The 16,778-nt window shown below is 44.7% G+C and carries 19 protein-coding genes; 1 reads left to right on the plus strand and 18 read right to left on the minus strand.

Translation table 11 applies throughout. The features are described 5' to 3' along the window. Positions 1-7 precede the first annotated feature (7 nt). The 9 genes from PHP87_RS04615 to metG form a co-directional block, all read right to left on the minus strand. Positions 8-310 (minus strand): hypothetical protein, encoded by a 303-nt coding sequence (locus PHP87_RS04615; RefSeq protein WP_299918973.1) that lies wholly within the window; start codon positions 308-310, stop codon positions 8-10. Positions 311-524: 214 nt separating this feature from the next. Continuing rightward, positions 525-1,358 (minus strand): hypothetical protein, encoded by an 834-nt coding sequence (locus tag PHP87_RS04620; protein ID WP_299918976.1) that lies wholly within the window; start codon positions 1,356-1,358, stop codon positions 525-527. 162 nt (positions 1,359-1,520) lie between these two features. Further along, positions 1,521-1,799, minus strand: a complete 279-nt coding sequence (locus PHP87_RS04625) for a Veg family protein (protein ID WP_299918978.1) — start codon at positions 1,797-1,799, stop codon at positions 1,521-1,523. Positions 1,800-2,064: 265 nt separating this feature from the next. Continuing rightward, positions 2,065-2,538 (minus strand): ribonuclease H-like YkuK family protein, encoded by a 474-nt coding sequence (locus PHP87_RS04630; RefSeq protein WP_299918981.1) that lies wholly within the window; start codon positions 2,536-2,538, stop codon positions 2,065-2,067. Positions 2,539-2,551: 13 nt separating this feature from the next. Then, the gene (rsmA, locus tag PHP87_RS04635) at positions 2,552-3,415 is read right to left on the minus strand and encodes a 16S rRNA (adenine(1518)-N(6)/adenine(1519)-N(6))-dimethyltransferase RsmA (RefSeq protein ID WP_299918984.1); all 864 of its coding nucleotides are present in this window, start codon (positions 3,413-3,415) and stop codon (positions 2,552-2,554) included. A gap of 595 nt (positions 3,416-4,010) precedes the next feature. Beyond that, positions 4,011-4,625, minus strand: coding sequence for a YhcN/YlaJ family sporulation lipoprotein (locus PHP87_RS04640; RefSeq protein ID WP_299918987.1), 615 nt, complete (start codon positions 4,623-4,625; stop codon positions 4,011-4,013). A 174-nt stretch (positions 4,626-4,799) separates the two neighbouring features. After that, positions 4,800-5,762, minus strand: a complete 963-nt coding sequence (locus PHP87_RS04645) for a 3D domain-containing protein (RefSeq protein WP_299918990.1) — start codon at positions 5,760-5,762, stop codon at positions 4,800-4,802. A 378-nt stretch (positions 5,763-6,140) separates the two neighbouring features. Further along, entirely contained in the window at positions 6,141-6,911 is a 771-nt protein-coding gene (locus PHP87_RS04650; protein ID WP_299918991.1) for a TatD family hydrolase, read from the minus strand. Beyond that, positions 6,912-8,861: a methionine--tRNA ligase gene (gene metG / locus PHP87_RS04655; RefSeq protein WP_299918994.1), complete on the minus strand. Its 1,950-nt coding sequence runs from the start codon at positions 8,859-8,861 to the stop codon at positions 6,912-6,914. A 330-nt stretch (positions 8,862-9,191) separates the two neighbouring features. Between metG and PHP87_RS04660 the strand changes: the two genes are divergently transcribed. Continuing rightward, entirely contained in the window at positions 9,192-9,443 is a 252-nt protein-coding gene (locus PHP87_RS04660) for an AbrB/MazE/SpoVT family DNA-binding domain-containing protein (RefSeq protein WP_299918996.1), read from the plus strand. 127 nt (positions 9,444-9,570) lie between these two features. Here PHP87_RS04660 and rsmI read toward each other — a convergent pair whose 3' ends face one another. The 9 genes from rsmI to PHP87_RS04705 all read right to left on the minus strand — a co-directional run bounded on the left by rsmI (position 9,571) and on the right by PHP87_RS04705 (position 16,679). Continuing rightward, positions 9,571-10,407, minus strand: coding sequence for a 16S rRNA (cytidine(1402)-2'-O)-methyltransferase (rsmI, locus tag PHP87_RS04665; protein ID WP_299918999.1), 837 nt, complete (start codon positions 10,405-10,407; stop codon positions 9,571-9,573). Positions 10,408-10,511: 104 nt separating this feature from the next. Continuing rightward, positions 10,512-11,330 (minus strand): tRNA1(Val) (adenine(37)-N6)-methyltransferase, encoded by an 819-nt coding sequence (locus PHP87_RS04670; RefSeq protein ID WP_299919002.1) that lies wholly within the window; start codon positions 11,328-11,330, stop codon positions 10,512-10,514. Between the two features lies 1 nt (position 11,331). Beyond that, entirely contained in the window at positions 11,332-11,613 is a 282-nt protein-coding gene (locus PHP87_RS04675) for an initiation control protein YabA (protein ID WP_299919004.1), read from the minus strand. Beyond that, the gene (locus PHP87_RS04680) at positions 11,561-12,280 is read right to left on the minus strand and encodes a stage 0 sporulation family protein (protein ID WP_299919019.1); all 720 of its coding nucleotides are present in this window, start codon (positions 12,278-12,280) and stop codon (positions 11,561-11,563) included. Before PHP87_RS04680 ends, PHP87_RS04675 begins: the two co-directional genes overlap by 53 nt. A gap of 59 nt (positions 12,281-12,339) precedes the next feature. Then, a complete protein-coding gene (locus tag PHP87_RS04685; RefSeq protein ID WP_299919005.1) occupies positions 12,340-13,308 on the minus strand; it encodes an ATP-binding protein in 969 nt (322 codons plus the stop codon). A gap of 21 nt (positions 13,309-13,329) precedes the next feature. Beyond that, positions 13,330-13,779: a YaaR family protein gene (locus PHP87_RS04690; RefSeq protein WP_299919008.1), complete on the minus strand. Its 450-nt coding sequence runs from the start codon at positions 13,777-13,779 to the stop codon at positions 13,330-13,332. Positions 13,780-13,980: 201 nt separating this feature from the next. After that, positions 13,981-14,613, minus strand: coding sequence for a dTMP kinase (tmk, locus tag PHP87_RS04695; protein WP_299919011.1), 633 nt, complete (start codon positions 14,611-14,613; stop codon positions 13,981-13,983). Between the two features lie 360 nt (positions 14,614-14,973). Beyond that, on the minus strand, positions 14,974-16,419 hold the full coding sequence (locus tag PHP87_RS04700; RefSeq protein WP_299919014.1) for an aminotransferase class I/II-fold pyridoxal phosphate-dependent enzyme: 1,446 nt from the start codon (positions 16,417-16,419) through the stop codon (positions 14,974-14,976). Positions 16,420-16,457: 38 nt separating this feature from the next. Continuing rightward, positions 16,458-16,679: a sigma factor G inhibitor Gin gene (locus PHP87_RS04705; protein ID WP_299919017.1), complete on the minus strand. Its 222-nt coding sequence runs from the start codon at positions 16,677-16,679 to the stop codon at positions 16,458-16,460. Between the last annotated feature and the right edge of the window lie 99 nt (positions 16,680-16,778).

A 16,778-nucleotide genomic window follows, 5' to 3' on the forward strand; every position in this document is an offset into this window, starting at 1 on the left:
TGGATTATTAGTTTCCCGGAGCGGAGGATACTCTATGGCTTGAAGTCTTTCCTAATTTTTCCTGATACTCATTTAAGCATTGCCCGCATAACTCACTCCCGCAATGTTTACAGGTTTTCATTTCCTGCTTGTTTACTCTTTCCTGACAGCGAGGGCAAAGGTTTTTCGCTTTAACCTTACTCTTTTTGGCGGTGCTTATCATAAACAGGCTTTCTTCATCCCCTGCGGCTAATTGAGTAGCCCGATATTTTTGGGCATTGACCTTTAAAATGCTTAGCTTCTTTTCCTCCATTGATGGCTTTTGTTCCATTCCTACACCCCTCTCGGATTAAAAACAGCAGTATACAATCCTGTCTAATAATATGAAAAAAGTTAGCCGAGGGTGCATAAAGGAGGTTTTGTATCCGCTGCCTCCGGCAATCTGCCCGAAAAAGAAGAGCTGCTCAAAGCCCCCTGTCGCCAATCGCCCTGAAATATACAGGCAGCACAGCCCGGGCAAGAGCTTTGCTTTATCCTGGATAAAGTCAAAAGCTATTCATGCTGTTCAAAAACAGACGTTTGACCCGACTTCCCAGGCTATTGCCAGTTATTGCGACTTCTTCATCGGGGAAAACGGCTTCGTATGGATTATCCTCAGAATATTGCCTGGCTTCATAACGACCCAATCGCTGTTCTTTTTCCTGTACAGCCCGGCGCAGCTCTTCAATTAATGCCTGATACTGCTGGCTTTCCCGGTTTAGAAGAGCATTACGGCTTTCAGCTTTTTTTATTCCCTTTTTGAGACTGGCAATATTTTTCTCATAAAAACGAAGTTGACGCCTAAGTTCCAGGTTCTTATCCTCCACCCGGGCACTCTCAGCCTGGACTTCATGTGGTCCCCGCTGGAAACCGCCATTCTTTAACTCCGCTGCTTCCTGCTCCAAAAGCCTGACCACCTGTTGGCGGATGGCCATTAGTATGTAATCGATTACGAGCATTACATGTAATTGACTGCCATCCAGGCCCCCCTGCCAGGTAATTTCTTTAATATCACCAATGAAATCCACCCGGGGCTCTTTATCGAAGTCAACATTGTGGTCAAACTCCTGTAAAAGAACCCTATCCCTCAAGCTTTCTTCCTTTTTTATCAGCTGCATCTTGCCTTCCATGTCTTCCAGCAAGCAGAAGAATTCCAGCTTAAACAGGGTTTCCAGGGCATTTCCCTGTTTTCTAACGATGTATCCCCTTAACTTGACTCTTAAATCCTCCATGCTCCGAAATTGCTCATCTAAAAGGTAGACTTGCTGGTTTTTAAAGCTTCGAGGGTTGCTTAGTTCAGCCAATACCACCGGTGACCATATGGAAAGTGCTTCACCCAATAACATCACCTTCTTTTTTTGCGCTATATAAAATTTATATTACCAGGCTGTTTGCTATATGTTTGATTTGCCCGCAAAAAAGCGGTTGAAAGTAGGAATGGCAATATTTCTACAAAAAAAAAACTGCATGATTTTTCATGCAGTGATTGTGAATGCTTGCTTTTAATGGTTGGCAGCGGCAATTTTGATTTCCGAGTCTTCAGTATCATAAACAAACAATTCAACTGTTTCGGTGAGTACATCTGCGTAAGTATAGGAAACTCGCCTTTCGATTTTTCTTTCATCCAATTTAACAACAAATATATTGGGATAAATTGACTCTAGAACGCCTTCTTTTTCAATGATACGGTTTCTTCCCCGGTTGGCCTTTAATCTTATCTTGCTTCCAACAAAAGATTCCAGGTCTTTCTTGATATCTGATATAGCCCTGGGAGAATTCAATTTACCACCTTCTTTTATATATATCAGTTTAATTTTATATCAGAAGCGTGGCATTGTCAACATTGAAATAAATAGTATATATAAAAACTTTCCTTGTGTCAACTAATATTTTTAAGTAGTAATTTTAATAACATGAAGTGAAATGCGGGAAATATATCATCCCGGCAAATAATTATGTTTGAGCATACAAGCCTTATGCAAGAAAAAGGGTTGTATGCAGTGGAGTCAACCTTAATTGTTTAAAACCTGCCCGTAGTTGAATCCCCTATTTGGTATACCTATCTGCTACCGTACTGGCCGCACAAGCATCCGGCTTGATTTTGGCAGCAAAACCACTCCCTACTATCATTCCAGTAACTTCTTTTATCAGTTCCTTGGTGTCTCCATGAATACCAACATCAAGGTGAATTTCAACTTTCATGTCTTTATTACCGTGCTTTTTCAAGCACTCGCTCAAGCGATCGGCCAGATCCAGACTCAGCGAAGCCTCATAAAAAATACGTTGTCGCAGACTATTGGTTTTACGATCCAGCATTTTATTATAAAAATAGCGCGCCCCTTTGCCCGTACGATGAATGATTATGGCACTGACATAGCAGGTTCCCTGGGCACCGGGATGGGAATCACTGCCCACGATTAACTTATAAGGCCGAGTAATATCCTCACTGATGTATTTTAATATATCAATTACTACCTGTTCTAAGTTTAATTCTCCTTTGCTGGGACTATTAAATATCATTTACCCAAGCCTCCTAGTTACCAAGAATGTTGCTTATCCGGGCAAATTGCTCGATGGCGAGGTTCTCCGGCCTGCTCCTCGGGTCTATGCCTATTGCAGTCAAAATGCTATGGATCTCCGGCTTTTCTCTGGCAAAGAAATCTGCACAAATATTTAAAATAGTTTTTCTCCGTTTCTGAAAAGATACCCGAAGTAGCTTTTTGAAGCTTAATTCATCCTTGACCTGGACGCGCTTTCCTCTTATTGGCAGGAGTTGAATGACGCTAGAATCCACTTCCGGGCGTGGGAAAAAGCAATTTCTAGAAACCGGCATCATATATTTCACATCCGCATAATAGGCGGTCGTTAGGGTAAGTAAACCGTATTCCTTGCTCCCGGGAGATGCCAGTATCCGTCTGGCTACCTCTTTCTGCATCATCAGAGTAGCGCTTTCCATATGCGGGCAAGTCTCCAAGAGCTTGAAGATGATGGGGGTAGTAATATTATATGGGATATTGGCACAAACCTTGTATCCTGAAATCTCTTGTAAACCAAAGGCCTTCCTCAACTCTTCCTCTAAATCTATTTGTAGTACATCAGCAAATTTTAGATAGGTATTTTTTAGTCCATGAAGGCTTTCAGCCAGAGGCTCTCGCAGACTGGAATCAATCTCGATAGCCAGTACTCCTCGGCTTATGGCTGCCAATTCTTTGGTCAATGCCCCCAGCCCGGGCCCTATTTCCACCAGCAGATTTTCGCTGCCAGGATTACAAGAAAGCGCTATCTTCCTGAGTATATTCCCATCCAGCAGAAAATTCTGCCCCCATTTTTTCCGGGGATGAATTCCGTATTTTCCCAAGTAGTATCGTATTCCTGATATAGAATCTATGCGGTTCATTTCATACCTCAAAGCTAATTAGGCTGAAGGGCCTCTCCCCTATCCAGCCAGTTCCTATGAAAATATTTGTTTTTGTCCAATTTAGCCTATTATACAACCACGGGATAAATAATATCACTTACTTATTAATAATAAACAATAATGATGTCACTGCAAAAAGTTATAAATACGCATTAGCGTGCATAAATATACCGCTCAGCAACCTTAATAGCGACCGAAGGGAGCATCAGAAGTGCCCGACAGGGTGCACCCATAATAGCGATCGCAGGGTATGTAGGGAACGACCCCCGTGTCGAATCAGGCGCCGCAACAACCTTAATAGCGACTGCAAGTCATTGTAAGGGCGGTATTCGACCGCCCGCTTTCACCTTCACCAACACTCGCTTTGTATATTTTTGCAACCCTCCTGCATCAAAATTTTTTTTGCAGTGGAACCAATAATGATTTTAATGCAAAAAATGCCCCTTAGCAATGTATTCACGCTTCGCCAACGCTCGCTTTGTATATTTTTGCAACCCTTATATACAAGAAAAGGGCAGCTTACTCTCAAAAAAATAACCCGGGAGTCTACTGCTCTCCCGGGCATTAGATTAAATTAAAAAGTTGTATTTTGCTGCCTTAAGCTGGAATCAATGTTTTTTATGTCTTTTTCAAAAGTTTTGATCGGTTTACCTTCGAGAATTCCGGCAGCTACATCGGTAATGCGCTTGACCATATTAGGATCGGTGGTAACCAGCACCTGAGAAATGCGACGGTCAGCGGCTTTAAGTTTATTCATTACTTTGGATTTTATCTGGTTGGTTTTATCCATGTCTTTAGTATTCTGGCTCAGGGTCAAACCTACCATAACAATCATTCCTTGGGGCGCGCTTCTATTAATGCCTGCATCGCTGCCGATAGTATTATCATTGAAATTTTTGGCCGTCGCCTGGTTCATTCGGGCGTTTGTTTTGCTGTTTCCAGTAATATTATTGGCTATGCCAATATCAGCAACTACCACCGTAGCCTTTTTAACACCATCCACTTGCTCCGCAATTTTGGAGAGTTTGCTGGCTAGAACCCTTCTCTCGCTGGGGGTCATATTAGCGCTTTGGGTTGTTTTTTTTGTCTTAGGAACTACGGGCTTTTTTGCGGCCGAATTCTGGCAACCACTGCCAAAGACCAGAAGCATTAGACTAAAACACATTAAATAAATTAGTTTTTTCTTCACTTCTTTCACCTCCTTTTTTTCTTCGCCTTTTATAGGTTTCTGTACTTTTTGATTTTTAAATCATGGGAAAATTAGGCAAAAAAGATGCCCGCCTTAAAAACTTAAGGCGGGCATCTTAAACTTCTTCCCGTGTCATTCCCTGGTCAAGACGATATTACGAATCTGTTGACACGCCTATTCGAGCACATAGACTTTGACCGTTCGGTTTCCCCAATTCAGACACTGGGAACGTTCTTCCATAAAAAGATCCAGCCGGTTTCCCTTGATTGCTCCTCCGGTATCAGCGGCCTCGGCATAGCCATAACCCTCGATGTAGAGCTTGCTTCCAATAGGAACAACACTGGGGTCAACCGCTACCAATCCCACCGCCGGTTGTCTCCCGGTAGCAGTATTACGACCGGTATACGTATAAGCGGAGGCACTCATATATTTTGCTTCCCTGAAATCCAAGCGTTGCCCCGCTCTGGAGATACTGGTGATAGACCCTAATGCCACCAGCTTATTTACTGGTTCCAGCAGTGTTTTGCTGCTTATTACTTCACGTTTGACTTCTTTGCCATTGTGATAAGTGATTTTTAACCTGTTCAGAGATACTCCATTTTGGCCTTGTTTGACAGTCTTGCTTAACCCTCTCTCCAAGGTGTTGTCACTGGTTCTTTCCACCCGGAAAGCTATAGGCTCTTTTACTTCCAGTTCCTCTTGCGTAACGCGAATAACTTCGATCTCCTGATTAGGGATGGTTATGGGGGTAGCAGTGGTTTTTATAATATCCTGCTCCCCGAGCTGGAATCCTGCTAATATGATGGCCTCTTTAATTGAAACCGGCGTGCTTAAAACCTCCCGGCTGCAACCATCGGCTACAACTTTTACTTTGAAAGCCCTGATTATTGTGATCTTCATCTTTTTCTTTACTGGAGCATTTAGTGAAGGCTCAACTTTATCTTTTTCTTTAAGTGTGATGTGATTTTTATCCAGAACCTCCCTTACGGTTCCAGAAAAGAAAACACTGCTTTTTATAAGCTTGCCATCAACCTCAATACTTACTGGTTTTTGCAGGGCAAAGAACAGGCTTACCAACAGAACCAAACCCAATGCAGCGGCTAGGTAAGCGCGTTGCTTAGACCACACAATACCCATTTCATTCCTCCTTCTCCTTTGTCCCAGGCCAAAGGCCTGAGATACAACTACATTCTAAGCAAAATCAACCCCAGAAGTCAAACTTTTTTTCCAGCTTGTGGTCTATTTGCCTTTTTATGTAGTCGCAGCAATCTACCTTTTTTAAATTCTTATCTCTTTACAAACATTTTATTCTAAGAAAAGAAAAAAGATTGCTGAAAAAGAATATTTTACCTGGAGAAACTTTTGTCGAAATAGGTAGAGCCCTGGCCCATGGCCTCGCATTAATTAACAGCGGCTGATCTTGATATTAATTCAACCGGCATAATTCATAAATATTATTATGCTGGCATAAATATACTCGCTCCGCTCTTCGCATGGGCAACAGCTACAGTAGAATCAATCTTTGATCCGGTATACTCTCCGGGCATTTTGGCTGGTAATATAGGCGATTTCTTCTTCCGTTTTATGGCGCAATCCTGCCAGTTTTTGGGCGGTATGTACTACTAATGCCGGCTCATTTCTTTTTCCCCGGAAGGGCTCCGGGGTTAAGTAGGGACAGTCCGTTTCTATTAAAATCCGTTCCAGCGATACTCTAGCTGCCACCTCCTGAGTCTTTTTCGCGTTCTTAAAAGTGAGGGGCCCGGCAAAAGAGATGTAAAAGTTCTCTTTCATCAGTTCCACCGCCAGAGGCAGGTGACCGGAGTAACAGTGCATAATACCCTCATTTTTCCCGGCCTTTTCCTTTTTGATGATATCCAAGACCTCCTGGTGGGCATCACGGTCATGAATAACCAGCGGTTTATAGAGTTCGTGGGCCAGTTTTATCTGCTCTTTAAAGGCTTTCCTTTGCTCTTCGGGGGAGGAAAGGTTGCGGTAATAATCCAGTCCGGTTTCTCCAATGGCCACCACCCGGGGGTCACGGGCCAGGTCGTATAGTTGGGCCAAGACCTCCGTGCTCAGGGTTTTGGCATCATGGGGATGTACTCCTACCACCGCATAAACCTCGGGAAACTGGCGGGCCAGCTGCACTGCTTCCACGGAAGTTTCGTAATCATAGCCGATACAGATTATTTTCTCCAGTCCGGCTGCTTTGGCCCGCTCCAAAATTTCCTTCCGGTCTTTAGCAAAGGCTGGATCCTGTAAATGAGCATGGGTATCTATCAACATCTACTTCACCCGGCTTCCGGAAGGCACATCCTGGTCCACCAGCAAAACCTCCACCTTGTTTCCGTCTGCAGCCAGTATCATCCCCTGAGATAACACTCCTCTTAATTTTACTGGCTTCAAATTGGCTACCAGCACCACTTTTTTACCCAGCAGTTCCTCCGGGGAATAGTAATGGGCAATACCGGATACTACCGTGCGTTCTTCCTCTCCCATTCGCACGCGCAAAACCAACAATTTATCAGCCTTCTCCATTTTTTCGCAGGCGATAACCTCAGCTACCCGCAGATCAAGCCGGGCAAATTCCTCAATGTCAATCAAGTCACGGGCGACCGGTTTTTCCTCCACTTTCTTCTCCTCCACTTTCTTCACCCAGGGTGCTTCGCTCGGGTGCTCTTCGTCTGAATCCAGGGATTTTAAATCTATCCGTGGAAAGAGAGCCTGTCCCCGGGCAACCTTGCTGCCTGCTTTACAGCGCCCCCACTCAGCTGCTTCATCCCAACTCGGGTTTGAGCTCAGGTCAAATATTCCTAGTTGCTGATTGGCTCTGGACAATAGCGTTGGCATGCTTGGAGCCAGGAGTATCAGGGCGATACGGATGCTCTCAGCCAGGTTATACATTACGCTGGCGAGACGCTCTTTTTTGGCTTCCTCTTTTGCCAGGAGCCAGGGTGCAGTTTCATCGATATATTTATTGGCCCGCGATACCAGCTTGCGAGTAGCAACTATATATGAGGCAAAATCCAGTTTGTCCAGTTTCTCCGTAGCTTCCCAATACGCCTCCCGGGCCGTGTTCATTAAATCCTTATCCACGGCTTCCACTATACCAGGAGCGGGTATAACTCCGTCAAAATATCTCTCTATCATGGCTATGCTGCGGCTGATAAGATTACCCAGGTCATTGGCCAGGTCAGAATTTATACGATTTACCAACATTTCTTCCGAATAGTAGCCATCCTGGCCAAAACTCAGTTCCCTGACCAGGTAGTATCTTACCGCATCAACCCCGTATTTCTTAACCAAAACTACCGGATCAACCACATTACCCTTGGATTTGGACATTTTTCCTCCTTCCAACATTATCCAACCATGAGCACAGACCTTTTTGGGCAAAGGTAAATCCAAAGCCATTAGCATTATGGGCCAAATAATAGCATGAAAGCGAATTATATCTTTGGCCATTAAGTGCAAATCTGCCGGCCAGTAGTGTTTGAACTTTTCTTCATCATCCAAATATCCTATAGCCGTGAGGTAGTTAATTAAAGCATCAAACCAGACATAAACCACATGCTTTTGGTTAAAGGGCACCGGTACTCCCCACTGGAAGGTAGTCCTGGATACACACAAATCCTCCAAGCCCATTTTTATGAAGTTGACCATTTCATTACGCCGGGATTCAGGCTGAATAAAATCGGGATGGGTTTCAATGTGCTCCAGCAGGCGATCAGCATATTTGGCCATATTGAAAAAGTAACTCTCTTCCTTCAATAACTCCACTTCGCGGCCACAATCCGGGCACTTGCCTTCTGCCAACTGTCTTTCCGTGAAAAATGTCTCGCAGGGGGTGCAATACCAGCCTTCATACTGGGAAATAAAAATGTCTCCCTGCTCGTAGACTTTATTGAATATTTTTTGTACTACCTGCTCGTGCCGGGCTTCGGTGGTTCGTATGAAATCTGTATGGGTAATCAACATGGTTTCCCATAGCTGGCGGATGTTTTCAACGATCCCATCCACATACTTGATAGGTTCCATACCTTTCTCACGGGCCGCTTTTTCAATCTTTTGCCCGTGTTCATCGGTGCCAGTCAAGTAGAAAACATCATAACCCTGCATTCGTTTGAAGCGGGCCATGCAGTCGGCGGCCACGGTGGTATAGGCATGCCCAATATGTAAATTATCACTGGGGTAATAAATAGGAGTGGTGATGTAATAACTTTTCTTACTTTGCACTTTCTTTCCTCCCAAAACAATGATTAGCTATAGTTTACCACAAAATTGCTTACCTATCCCTAGCGTATCAAGGGAAGCCAACACTCTTAAAAACCATATTATCAAAAAAGCCCAAGGTGGCCGGTCTTGTTTTTTTGATAATATGGTTTTTCCCCTAATTTGTGGTTTTACTTGACTATATTTTGGTCCAGAAAAATACATTAATACCTATACTCTTGTTAAAACAGTAAATTTTTTGCCCAAAATTGTCATAATTATCTTGACTAATTCTGCCATCTCTGGTACACTCTTGTTGAAACAAAGAAATTTCTGGGAGGAGGGTTGTTGGATATGTTAAAATCAACTGGTGTTGTCCGTAAGGTGGACGAGTTAGGCCGCATTGTAATACCTATTGAATTGCGCCGTACTATGGGGATAGAGGAAAAAGACGCACTGGAAATCTATGTTGACAGTGAAAAAATAATCCTCAAGAAGTACGAACCTGCCTGTATCTTTTGCGGTAATGCGGAAGAAGTGGTCAACTACAAAGGAAAAAACCTGTGCAGAAGCTGCCTTACTGAACTCAGCAAGCAGGTAATCTAGTTGTACATATTAATGTTAATTCCACTGCAAAAATACCTTTTCTTACCGCAGCTGTAGCTCTCAGGCGGAAGTTAGAACGATTATATTTATGCAGGTAAAATAATAATTACGCCTTTTCGCAGTAGAATTATTGTTTTTTTCCGACAAAAATTTTATATAGCTCGTTCTTTTTAATACCGTATTCATTTGCCTTCATTTTGAAGGCTTCTTTTTTATCCATTCCCAAGCTTATTAATGCTTCTGTCTGTGCAATAATGAGATCCCAGTCCTTTTCTGCGGGTTTTTCCTTAGCGGGAGCTATTAAAAGGCAAATTTCACCTCGCGGGGGGGAGGAGCTAAAATGTTCCAGCAGTTCTCCCGCAGTTCCGCGCCTGATTTCTTCGTGTTTTTTAGTCAGCTCCCGCGCTATGGCCAACTTCCTCTCATTTCCCATTATTTCCGCGATATCGGCCAGGCTTTCCCGTAAACGATGGGGTGCTTCATACAAAATGATCGTCTTTTTCTCACTCTGCAATTGCCCCAGTTCTTCCCTTCTTCGTGAGCGGCGCGGGGATAAAAAACCAAGAAAAAGAAAAGCTGAAGTATCCATACCAGATAGAGCGAGTGCAGCGGTAAGGGCTGATGGCCCAGGTATTACCTCCAGCTCAATGCCTGCTGACCAGGACCGTTTGATTAGTTCCCTTCCCGGGTCGGAAATAGTAGGCATACCCGCATCTGAAACCAGAGCTATGTTCTGGCCTTGAAGCAATTGATCGATCAGGTAGTCTTCTTTTTCCCGTTTGCTATGTTCATGGTAGCTTATCATGCGGGTTTTTATCTTGTAGCGATTTAGCAGCTTTATGGTCATACGGGTATCTTCGCAAGCAATAAGGTCTACCTTACGCAGCGTTTTCAACAGCCTGATGCTTACATCTTCCAAATTCCCTATGGGCGTTCCGCAGATATATAATTTACCTGTCTTCAATCTATCATCCTTACTTTGGTTAATGAGAAAATAGGGTTTACACGCAGAAGGACGCAGACGTTTCGGGTGTCACTATTAAGGTGCAGCATCCAAAAACCCCCGTTCTAAGTGCTCCCATTTTCATCGGTGCTTGTGTCCTCCGGGCATGGGGGGTCAATAAGAAAAGTGAGGCGTGAGGAACTATATAATTCTTGCAATTCTGCGCTGTAAACCCCGGGACTCTCATAAACCAAAAGCGGGGGCATGACCGTCAAGCCCTCCGCTCCCCCTTTCTGCCCCTCTACCAATACCATCCTGGCTTCCCGTCCCGGCAGAGGATACACCGGTCTTATTCTCTTTGGAGTCAGCCCATTGGCGGAAAAAAGCATGATTATTTCCTGCAATCTCTCCGCCCTCTGTATAATAGAAAAGCGCCCTCCGGGAAGCAGGATATAAGTAGCGGCTAGAACGACTTGGGCCAGTTCCACTTCCAGTTCGTGGCGGGCTACGGCTTTCTCCGGATTCTGGCTCCATCTTCCTTCACCCTTTTTCCAGAAAGGGGGATTGGACACAACCAGTTCTGCCGCCTGTGGGGGTAAGTATTCCTTGATAGTCTTAATATCAGCCTGAACTATGTCAATCCGGTCTTCCAGATGGTTAAAAGCAATATTTTTCCTGGCTCTCTTGACCATAGTCTCCTGTATCTCAACAGCGATCACTCGCAGAGAAGGAGCCCTGAAAGCTAGTAGGAGGGCAATAACTCCATTTCCTGTGCCCAGATCCACTACCTGCTTTATTCCATCCAGTGCAGGAAAATGAGCCAGGAGAACTGCATCCAGGGAAAAACGGTAGCCTTCCCGGGATTGAAAGAGCTTCATGCCACCTAAGACGAGATCATCCAGACTTTCCTCTTGACCACTTAACCTGCTTTTTCCCTTTCCCATTTCACTCCTTTTCCATGAACGCCAAACAAAAAAGACATTCCTCGTCACGTTTCTGCCCAAAAGCAACCGGACAAATATGGTATCCTTCCCTATATACCCTTCCCAAGTTTTCATAGCTTTCTACTTCGATATCCGGCCAGGAAGGCGGTTCGGGCAGCAATTCCGGCTGCAGTTGCTCCTGGCTCGAAGCCCTTTCCAGATAAGTAACCCGTTCTTTCAGTTGTCCTATCTCAAGAATCAGTTCCCGGATTATCGTTTTTAGCTCTTGAAGTGTTTTTTCCATGTTGCTTCTCCCCATTTGTTGCGGCATCATAGAGTTCTGATTCATATTTTAAGCAGCACATCAAACGACCGCATATTCCAGAAATCTTGGCAGGATTAAGCGATAAATTTTGTTCTTTGGCCATACGTATGGAAACCGGTTGGAATTCACCTAAAAAGGACTTGCAGCAGAGAATCCTGCCACAGGCACCAATCCCCCCCAGCATCTTGGCTTCATCTCTCACTCCGATTTGCCTCAATTCAATCCGGGTCTTGAATATGGAGGCCAGGTCTTTAACCAGTTCACGAAAATCTACCCGTCCTTCAGCGGTAAAATAAAAAATAATCTTCCCCAGGTCAAAGGTGTATTCAACATCAATTAAACGCATAGGAAGCTGATGTTCTTTGACTTTTTGCTTACAGATTTCCAAGGCCTCTATGCCTTTTTGCTGGTTCTTCTCCCAGGTTTTGCTGTCCTCAGGTTTAGCTTTACGAATTACATTTCTTAACGGCTGTACGATCTCTTCTCCGTCCAAATCCTTTTTTCCCACAGCTACAATACCGTATTCTACACCCCGCACAGTCTCAACAATAACTGGGTCTCCTACTTCCAAATTATTATGGTTTTCACATGCGAAATGGTATATTTTACCCGCCGGTTTAAAGCGGACGCCTACCACCCAAACCAATAGCAACTACCCCCTCGATTCTTTAGATTTTATCTGCATAATTAGGACCAAAATGCCTTTTAATATCTGGAGTTAAAAGCTTGCCAGATTTCATAGGCAATATTGACATTGATTATTAAGGTATTTACATTGCCGCGATAATAATTTCTCAAGCTCATGATATTATCAAGGGCAGCTGTCAGATGCTGAGGCTGAACTTTCCTTATCGATCTGGCCAACTCAGAACTGCCAGGTAAAGCCAACAACTCTTCTTTACTAGTTTGCTGATAAATATTAATGTCTCGCAGCAGGCTGATTAAGAGATTTACGATTAATTCCGGAGCCAGTTCCATCTTTTCCGCTGACTTATATACTTCAATTATTTCTTCCCCACTTAGATCTGCGATTATATTCCGGCTGGTTTCCCATATCTTTTCATAATCCTCTTCCCGCGCAAAACGCAAAGCGGTGGCAACACTCCCTTGTCCCAAGCTGGCAGCCTGTGTGACCTTGAGCGGCTCCACTTCCTGGTCATGCAGGATTTTTTCAATCTCTTTATCGGCCAATAAATTAAAGCGGACCAGCTGACAGCGTGATACTACGGTTGGCAAAAGATTTTGGTCATCTGCGACCAGGATAATCACAGCATAGTCCGGTGGTTCTTCCAAAGTTTTAAGCAGGGCGTTGCCCGCTTCATTGCTCATAAGCTGACTGTCGCGAATAATGGCTACCCGACGGGAAGCCCGGTAAGGCTTCAATCCAAGCCAGGGTTCAAGTTTCTGAGAGATTTGTTCTTTAGTTATTACGCTTCGCCCTTCCTCTTTTTCCAGGACCATTAAATCAGGGTGTATGTTTTCCCGGAAAAGAACTTGGGCATCGCTGTCATCCTGGCCAACAATAGCCTGGGCAAAAGCCTGGGCACAAGACATTTTTCCCACTCCTGCCGGCCCCAGAAAGAGATAGGCATGGCTTATAGTGCCAGTCTCCAGAATTTTCTGCAGCAAACTGGCGGCTCGATCCTGTCCCACTATAGAGGATAAGAAATCCATAAATGCACCTCTCGTCTTGACTCATATCATCAGATCCACCAGCATGCCTCTTATCTTATCAAGGGTAGTAAGAATCTCTACGGCTTCCTTTTTCTTGCTGACAAAGTTATTAATGAGTTGTTCTACTTCCTGATCAATGATAGAAATAGTAGTTAGCATAGTTCGACCCCGGCGGTTACGCCCGCGTTCCTTTTGCAGAAAATAGACTTTGGCGGTGGCTTCCTGTAAAAAGTCTCTGATTAGTTTTTTATATAACATAAGATCATTAATATTCACATTATGTTTCATCTGTTTCTCAAGCTTCTCCAGGTTCTTAAGAATCTCTTGCATCCGAAGCTGGCTTTCGGCTTCCCTCTTTTGACTTAATTCCTGTTCAAAACTGTTGCCGCTTCCCCGCTTTATTTCCCTGGAATCAGCTTTCCCTAACAAAGAAAATCCACGTAATTCTTTTTTCCCCCGCTCGATTTTCAATAATCTTAACTCCTTCACCTATTCACCGGGAGACGCTCTTACCGCATTCTACTCTATTGTGTAATTTATAAAAATGCTACTGCATAAAGTTATTAATATTCACTTGTTTGTATAAATATTCCGCTCAGCTACCTTAATAGCGACCGCAGGGAACATCAGTTGTGCCCGGCAGGGCGCTACGCACAGGCAACAATTATGGCGCTAGATCCGGCCCTTCTGCGGCCAGATATCTTCTATATGTTTAATAGATTCCCGCAGAACCTCTTTAAAATCCTTCCCTGCATCCAGGAGCTTGATGCGCTCTGGTTCTTCCTTAGCCATTTTTAAATAACCCTCTCTCACTCGGCTTTGGAACTCTATCCCTTCTTTCTCCAAGCGATCCGGAATATCCTTTTTCTTTCTCCTTTGACCCTCAACCGGGTCAATATCCAGCAATAAGGTTAGCCGGGGCTTTAAATCACTGGTACAGAGCCGGTTCAAAGTCGTCAGAAAACCCAGGTCCAAACCTCTTCCGTATCCCTGATAGGCAATAGTTGAATCCAGATAGCGATCAGCCAGAACTATTTGTCCTTGCAAGAGGGCGGGGCGAATAAGCTCCTCCACTAGTTGACTGCGTGCGGCCGCATAAAGGAAAGCTTCCGTCCTGGCTGTGATTTCCTGGTTTTTTTCATCCAGCAAAATTTCCCTGATTTTTTCCGAAATTAGAGTTCCCCCCGGCTCTCGTATACTTAGAATGGGGAACTTGCTAAAATACTGCAGCAGCCCTTCCTTAACACTGGTCTTGCCGCAACCATCAATGCCTTCCAGACTGATAAAGATTCCCTTGTTCTCCATCTCTCTTTGCTCCATTCACTTGCACATTTTTTACCATATATCACGGGGACGATCCTTCTGATATATTTCATAATATATATCATGGGGACGATTCTTCGAAAACAGTTTATTTAGACGCTGAAAGACGAATGACCCTTCGGGCGCAGCAACCTTAATCGCGACCCCCCGGGAGCATCAGGAGTACCCGCAGGGTGAAGGGTGATTAACGCCGATTTAATCTGGGCAAAATCATAATATATCTGCGTGGATCAGCATCTATAATAACCTCCTGTAATACCCCTATTTTCATCGGTGGTTGTGTCCCCGGGCATAGGGGATTAATATCAACTTAAGAACCTGCCAGCGTTATTATCCCTGTCTCTACTCTATTATTCTAACATAGTTTAAGTCTGGGTCCTGCGTTCCTTGCAGCCTTAGTCCAGATTTTTTTAAGTAGCGCAGGTAGTCCAGCATAGTTTCATCTATAAGTTCTCCCGGCAATAAACACGGAATCCCCGGAGGATAAGCCGCTATTACCTCGCCCGCGATAGCTCCCCCACATTCCTCCAGGGGCAGGGGTTTTTTCGCCGCCTGATAAGCCTCCCGGGGAGATAGGATTAAGCCAGGCGGGGGCGGTATTTCCACTTCTGCTAAACTTGCCGGACGCTTTGCCCGGTAGTCCCAGGCTAGTTCTTCCAAAGCCCGATACAATCTTTCCCAATCATCCTCTTCGTGAAAAATGGACATCATAGCCAGAATGATTCCCGGAGCCGCAAGCTCCAGCTGAATCCGGTACTTCTGCCGGAGTAATTTGGCCACAGCCAGGCCATCGATACTTAATTCCTGCGTAGAAATCAAGACTTTAAGGGGATCTACTCCTGAAACCCCTGGCAGAGTTTTTAATTCCTCTTCCTCAAAACAATGCAAGCCTTTAATCTGATTTATCCTGCTCTTGAAGTTCCGCGAAAGATGCCAGGCGCGCTCCAGTAAAGAGAATCCTTCCTCTACCATAAGCTGCCTGGCCAGGTCTATGGAGGCCATAATAGGATAAGACGGACTGGTGGTAGTCAAAAGACTCCAAGCCGTAAATACTTGCTCCCATTCGCCAAAATCCGTCGCCAGATGTAGGCAGGCTCCCTGGTTTAATACCGGCAGGGTTTTGTGCAGACCATTAACCACAGCATCGGCACCACTTTGCAGGGCGGGACGGGGATAGGCGGGATGAAAGGGAAAATGCCCCCCATGGGCTTCGTCCACCAGAAGCAGCTTATTCTTTTCTTTTAACACGGCGGATATCTTATCCAGCTCACAGCTTGTCCCATAATAGCTGGGACTGGTGAGAAAAGCCCCTTCAAGCTCCGAATTTTGCTGGAGGAGACGGGAGAGATCTTCGTTGCTGACAGCCAGAGCTATTCCCGTTCCGGGATCCAGGCAGCAGGGCAAATAGACCGGCCAGGCCCCGGACAGCACCATGCCTCCAAAAAATGAGCGGTGGGCGTTACGTGGTATTATTACTTTTGTCCCCGCTGGCAACAGGCTTAAAAACAAAGCGTGTATACCTGAAGTTGCCCCGTTAAGCAGAAAAAGACTTTGCCCGGCGCCAAAGGCATCGGCCAGGAGCAAGCGGGCACTTTTTATAGCCTGCAGGGGCAGATGCAGGTCATCCAAACCCGGCACCTCACTAAGATCCAGTGCCCCCACTGCTTTTAGTTCTTCTTCTCTGAAGCCTTTTCCCCCACTGTGACCCGGCATGTGCAAGCGGAGATTATTCTCTGCCATATATTTTTTTAGCGCCGAATAAATAGGAGTTGCATTATGGTCGTACAAAATTCCAAACCTCCTGAGTCAAAGAAACGTCCCCTGACTCACATAAAAAGGGCTTTTATCCTGCTCAAAATTTCATTATAATCGGCGGATTCCGCCGTAAGCTTAACGATGGCTTCTTCGCATTTTTGGCAGAGAAAATTACGCTTGATTTTCATTCCCCCGCAAATTCCTTCCGCCGGCACCTCATTACAAATACAGCAGCGGGGAAGAAGAATCCCCTTCTTTTCTTCCAGCGGGGCAAAAGCATTTTGCATTAGCATAAAAAACCGCCTTTTCTTTTAATTCTATATTAGAGTATGAACATTTCGGCCAATATGTTAAACCGTGGTTATGTTTTCTGTTTTCTTCCCCAGAAAATA

It is taken from the genome of Syntrophomonas sp. (assembly GCF_028707975.1).
Lineage (GTDB): Bacteria > Bacillota > Syntrophomonadia > Syntrophomonadales > Syntrophomonadaceae > Syntrophomonas.

What these genes read in the sequence shown, in the direction of transcription:
- rsmA (WP_299918984.1), bottom strand. Translation starts at nt 3,415, where the DNA reads ATGAACCGCATAGATTCTATATCAGGAATACGATACTACTTGGGAAAA.
- PHP87_RS04630 (WP_299918981.1), bottom strand. Translation starts at nt 2,538, where the DNA reads ATGATATTTAATAGTCCCAGCAAAGGAGAATTAAACTTAGAACAGGTA.
- tmk (WP_299919011.1), bottom strand. Translation starts at nt 14,613, where the DNA reads ATGGAGAACAAGGGAATCTTTATCAGTCTGGAAGGCATTGATGGTTGC.
- PHP87_RS04660 (WP_299918996.1), top strand. Translation starts at nt 9,192, where the DNA reads ATGTTAAAATCAACTGGTGTTGTCCGTAAGGTGGACGAGTTAGGCCGC.
- PHP87_RS04650 (WP_299918991.1), bottom strand. Translation starts at nt 6,911, where the DNA reads ATGTTGATAGATACCCATGCTCATTTACAGGATCCAGCCTTTGCTAAA.
- PHP87_RS04675 (WP_299919004.1), bottom strand. Translation starts at nt 11,613, where the DNA reads ATGGAAAAAACACTTCAAGAGCTAAAAACGATAATCCGGGAACTGATT.
- PHP87_RS04670 (WP_299919002.1), bottom strand. Translation starts at nt 11,330, where the DNA reads ATGGGAAAGGGAAAAAGCAGGTTAAGTGGTCAAGAGGAAAGTCTGGAT.
- PHP87_RS04685 (WP_299919005.1), bottom strand. Translation starts at nt 13,308, where the DNA reads ATGGATTTCTTATCCTCTATAGTGGGACAGGATCGAGCCGCCAGTTTG.
- PHP87_RS04615 (WP_299918973.1), bottom strand. Translation starts at nt 310, where the DNA reads ATGGAACAAAAGCCATCAATGGAGGAAAAGAAGCTAAGCATTTTAAAG.
- PHP87_RS04645 (WP_299918990.1), bottom strand. Translation starts at nt 5,762, where the DNA reads ATGGGTATTGTGTGGTCTAAGCAACGCGCTTACCTAGCCGCTGCATTG.
- PHP87_RS04705 (WP_299919017.1), bottom strand. Translation starts at nt 16,679, where the DNA reads ATGCTAATGCAAAATGCTTTTGCCCCGCTGGAAGAAAAGAAGGGGATT.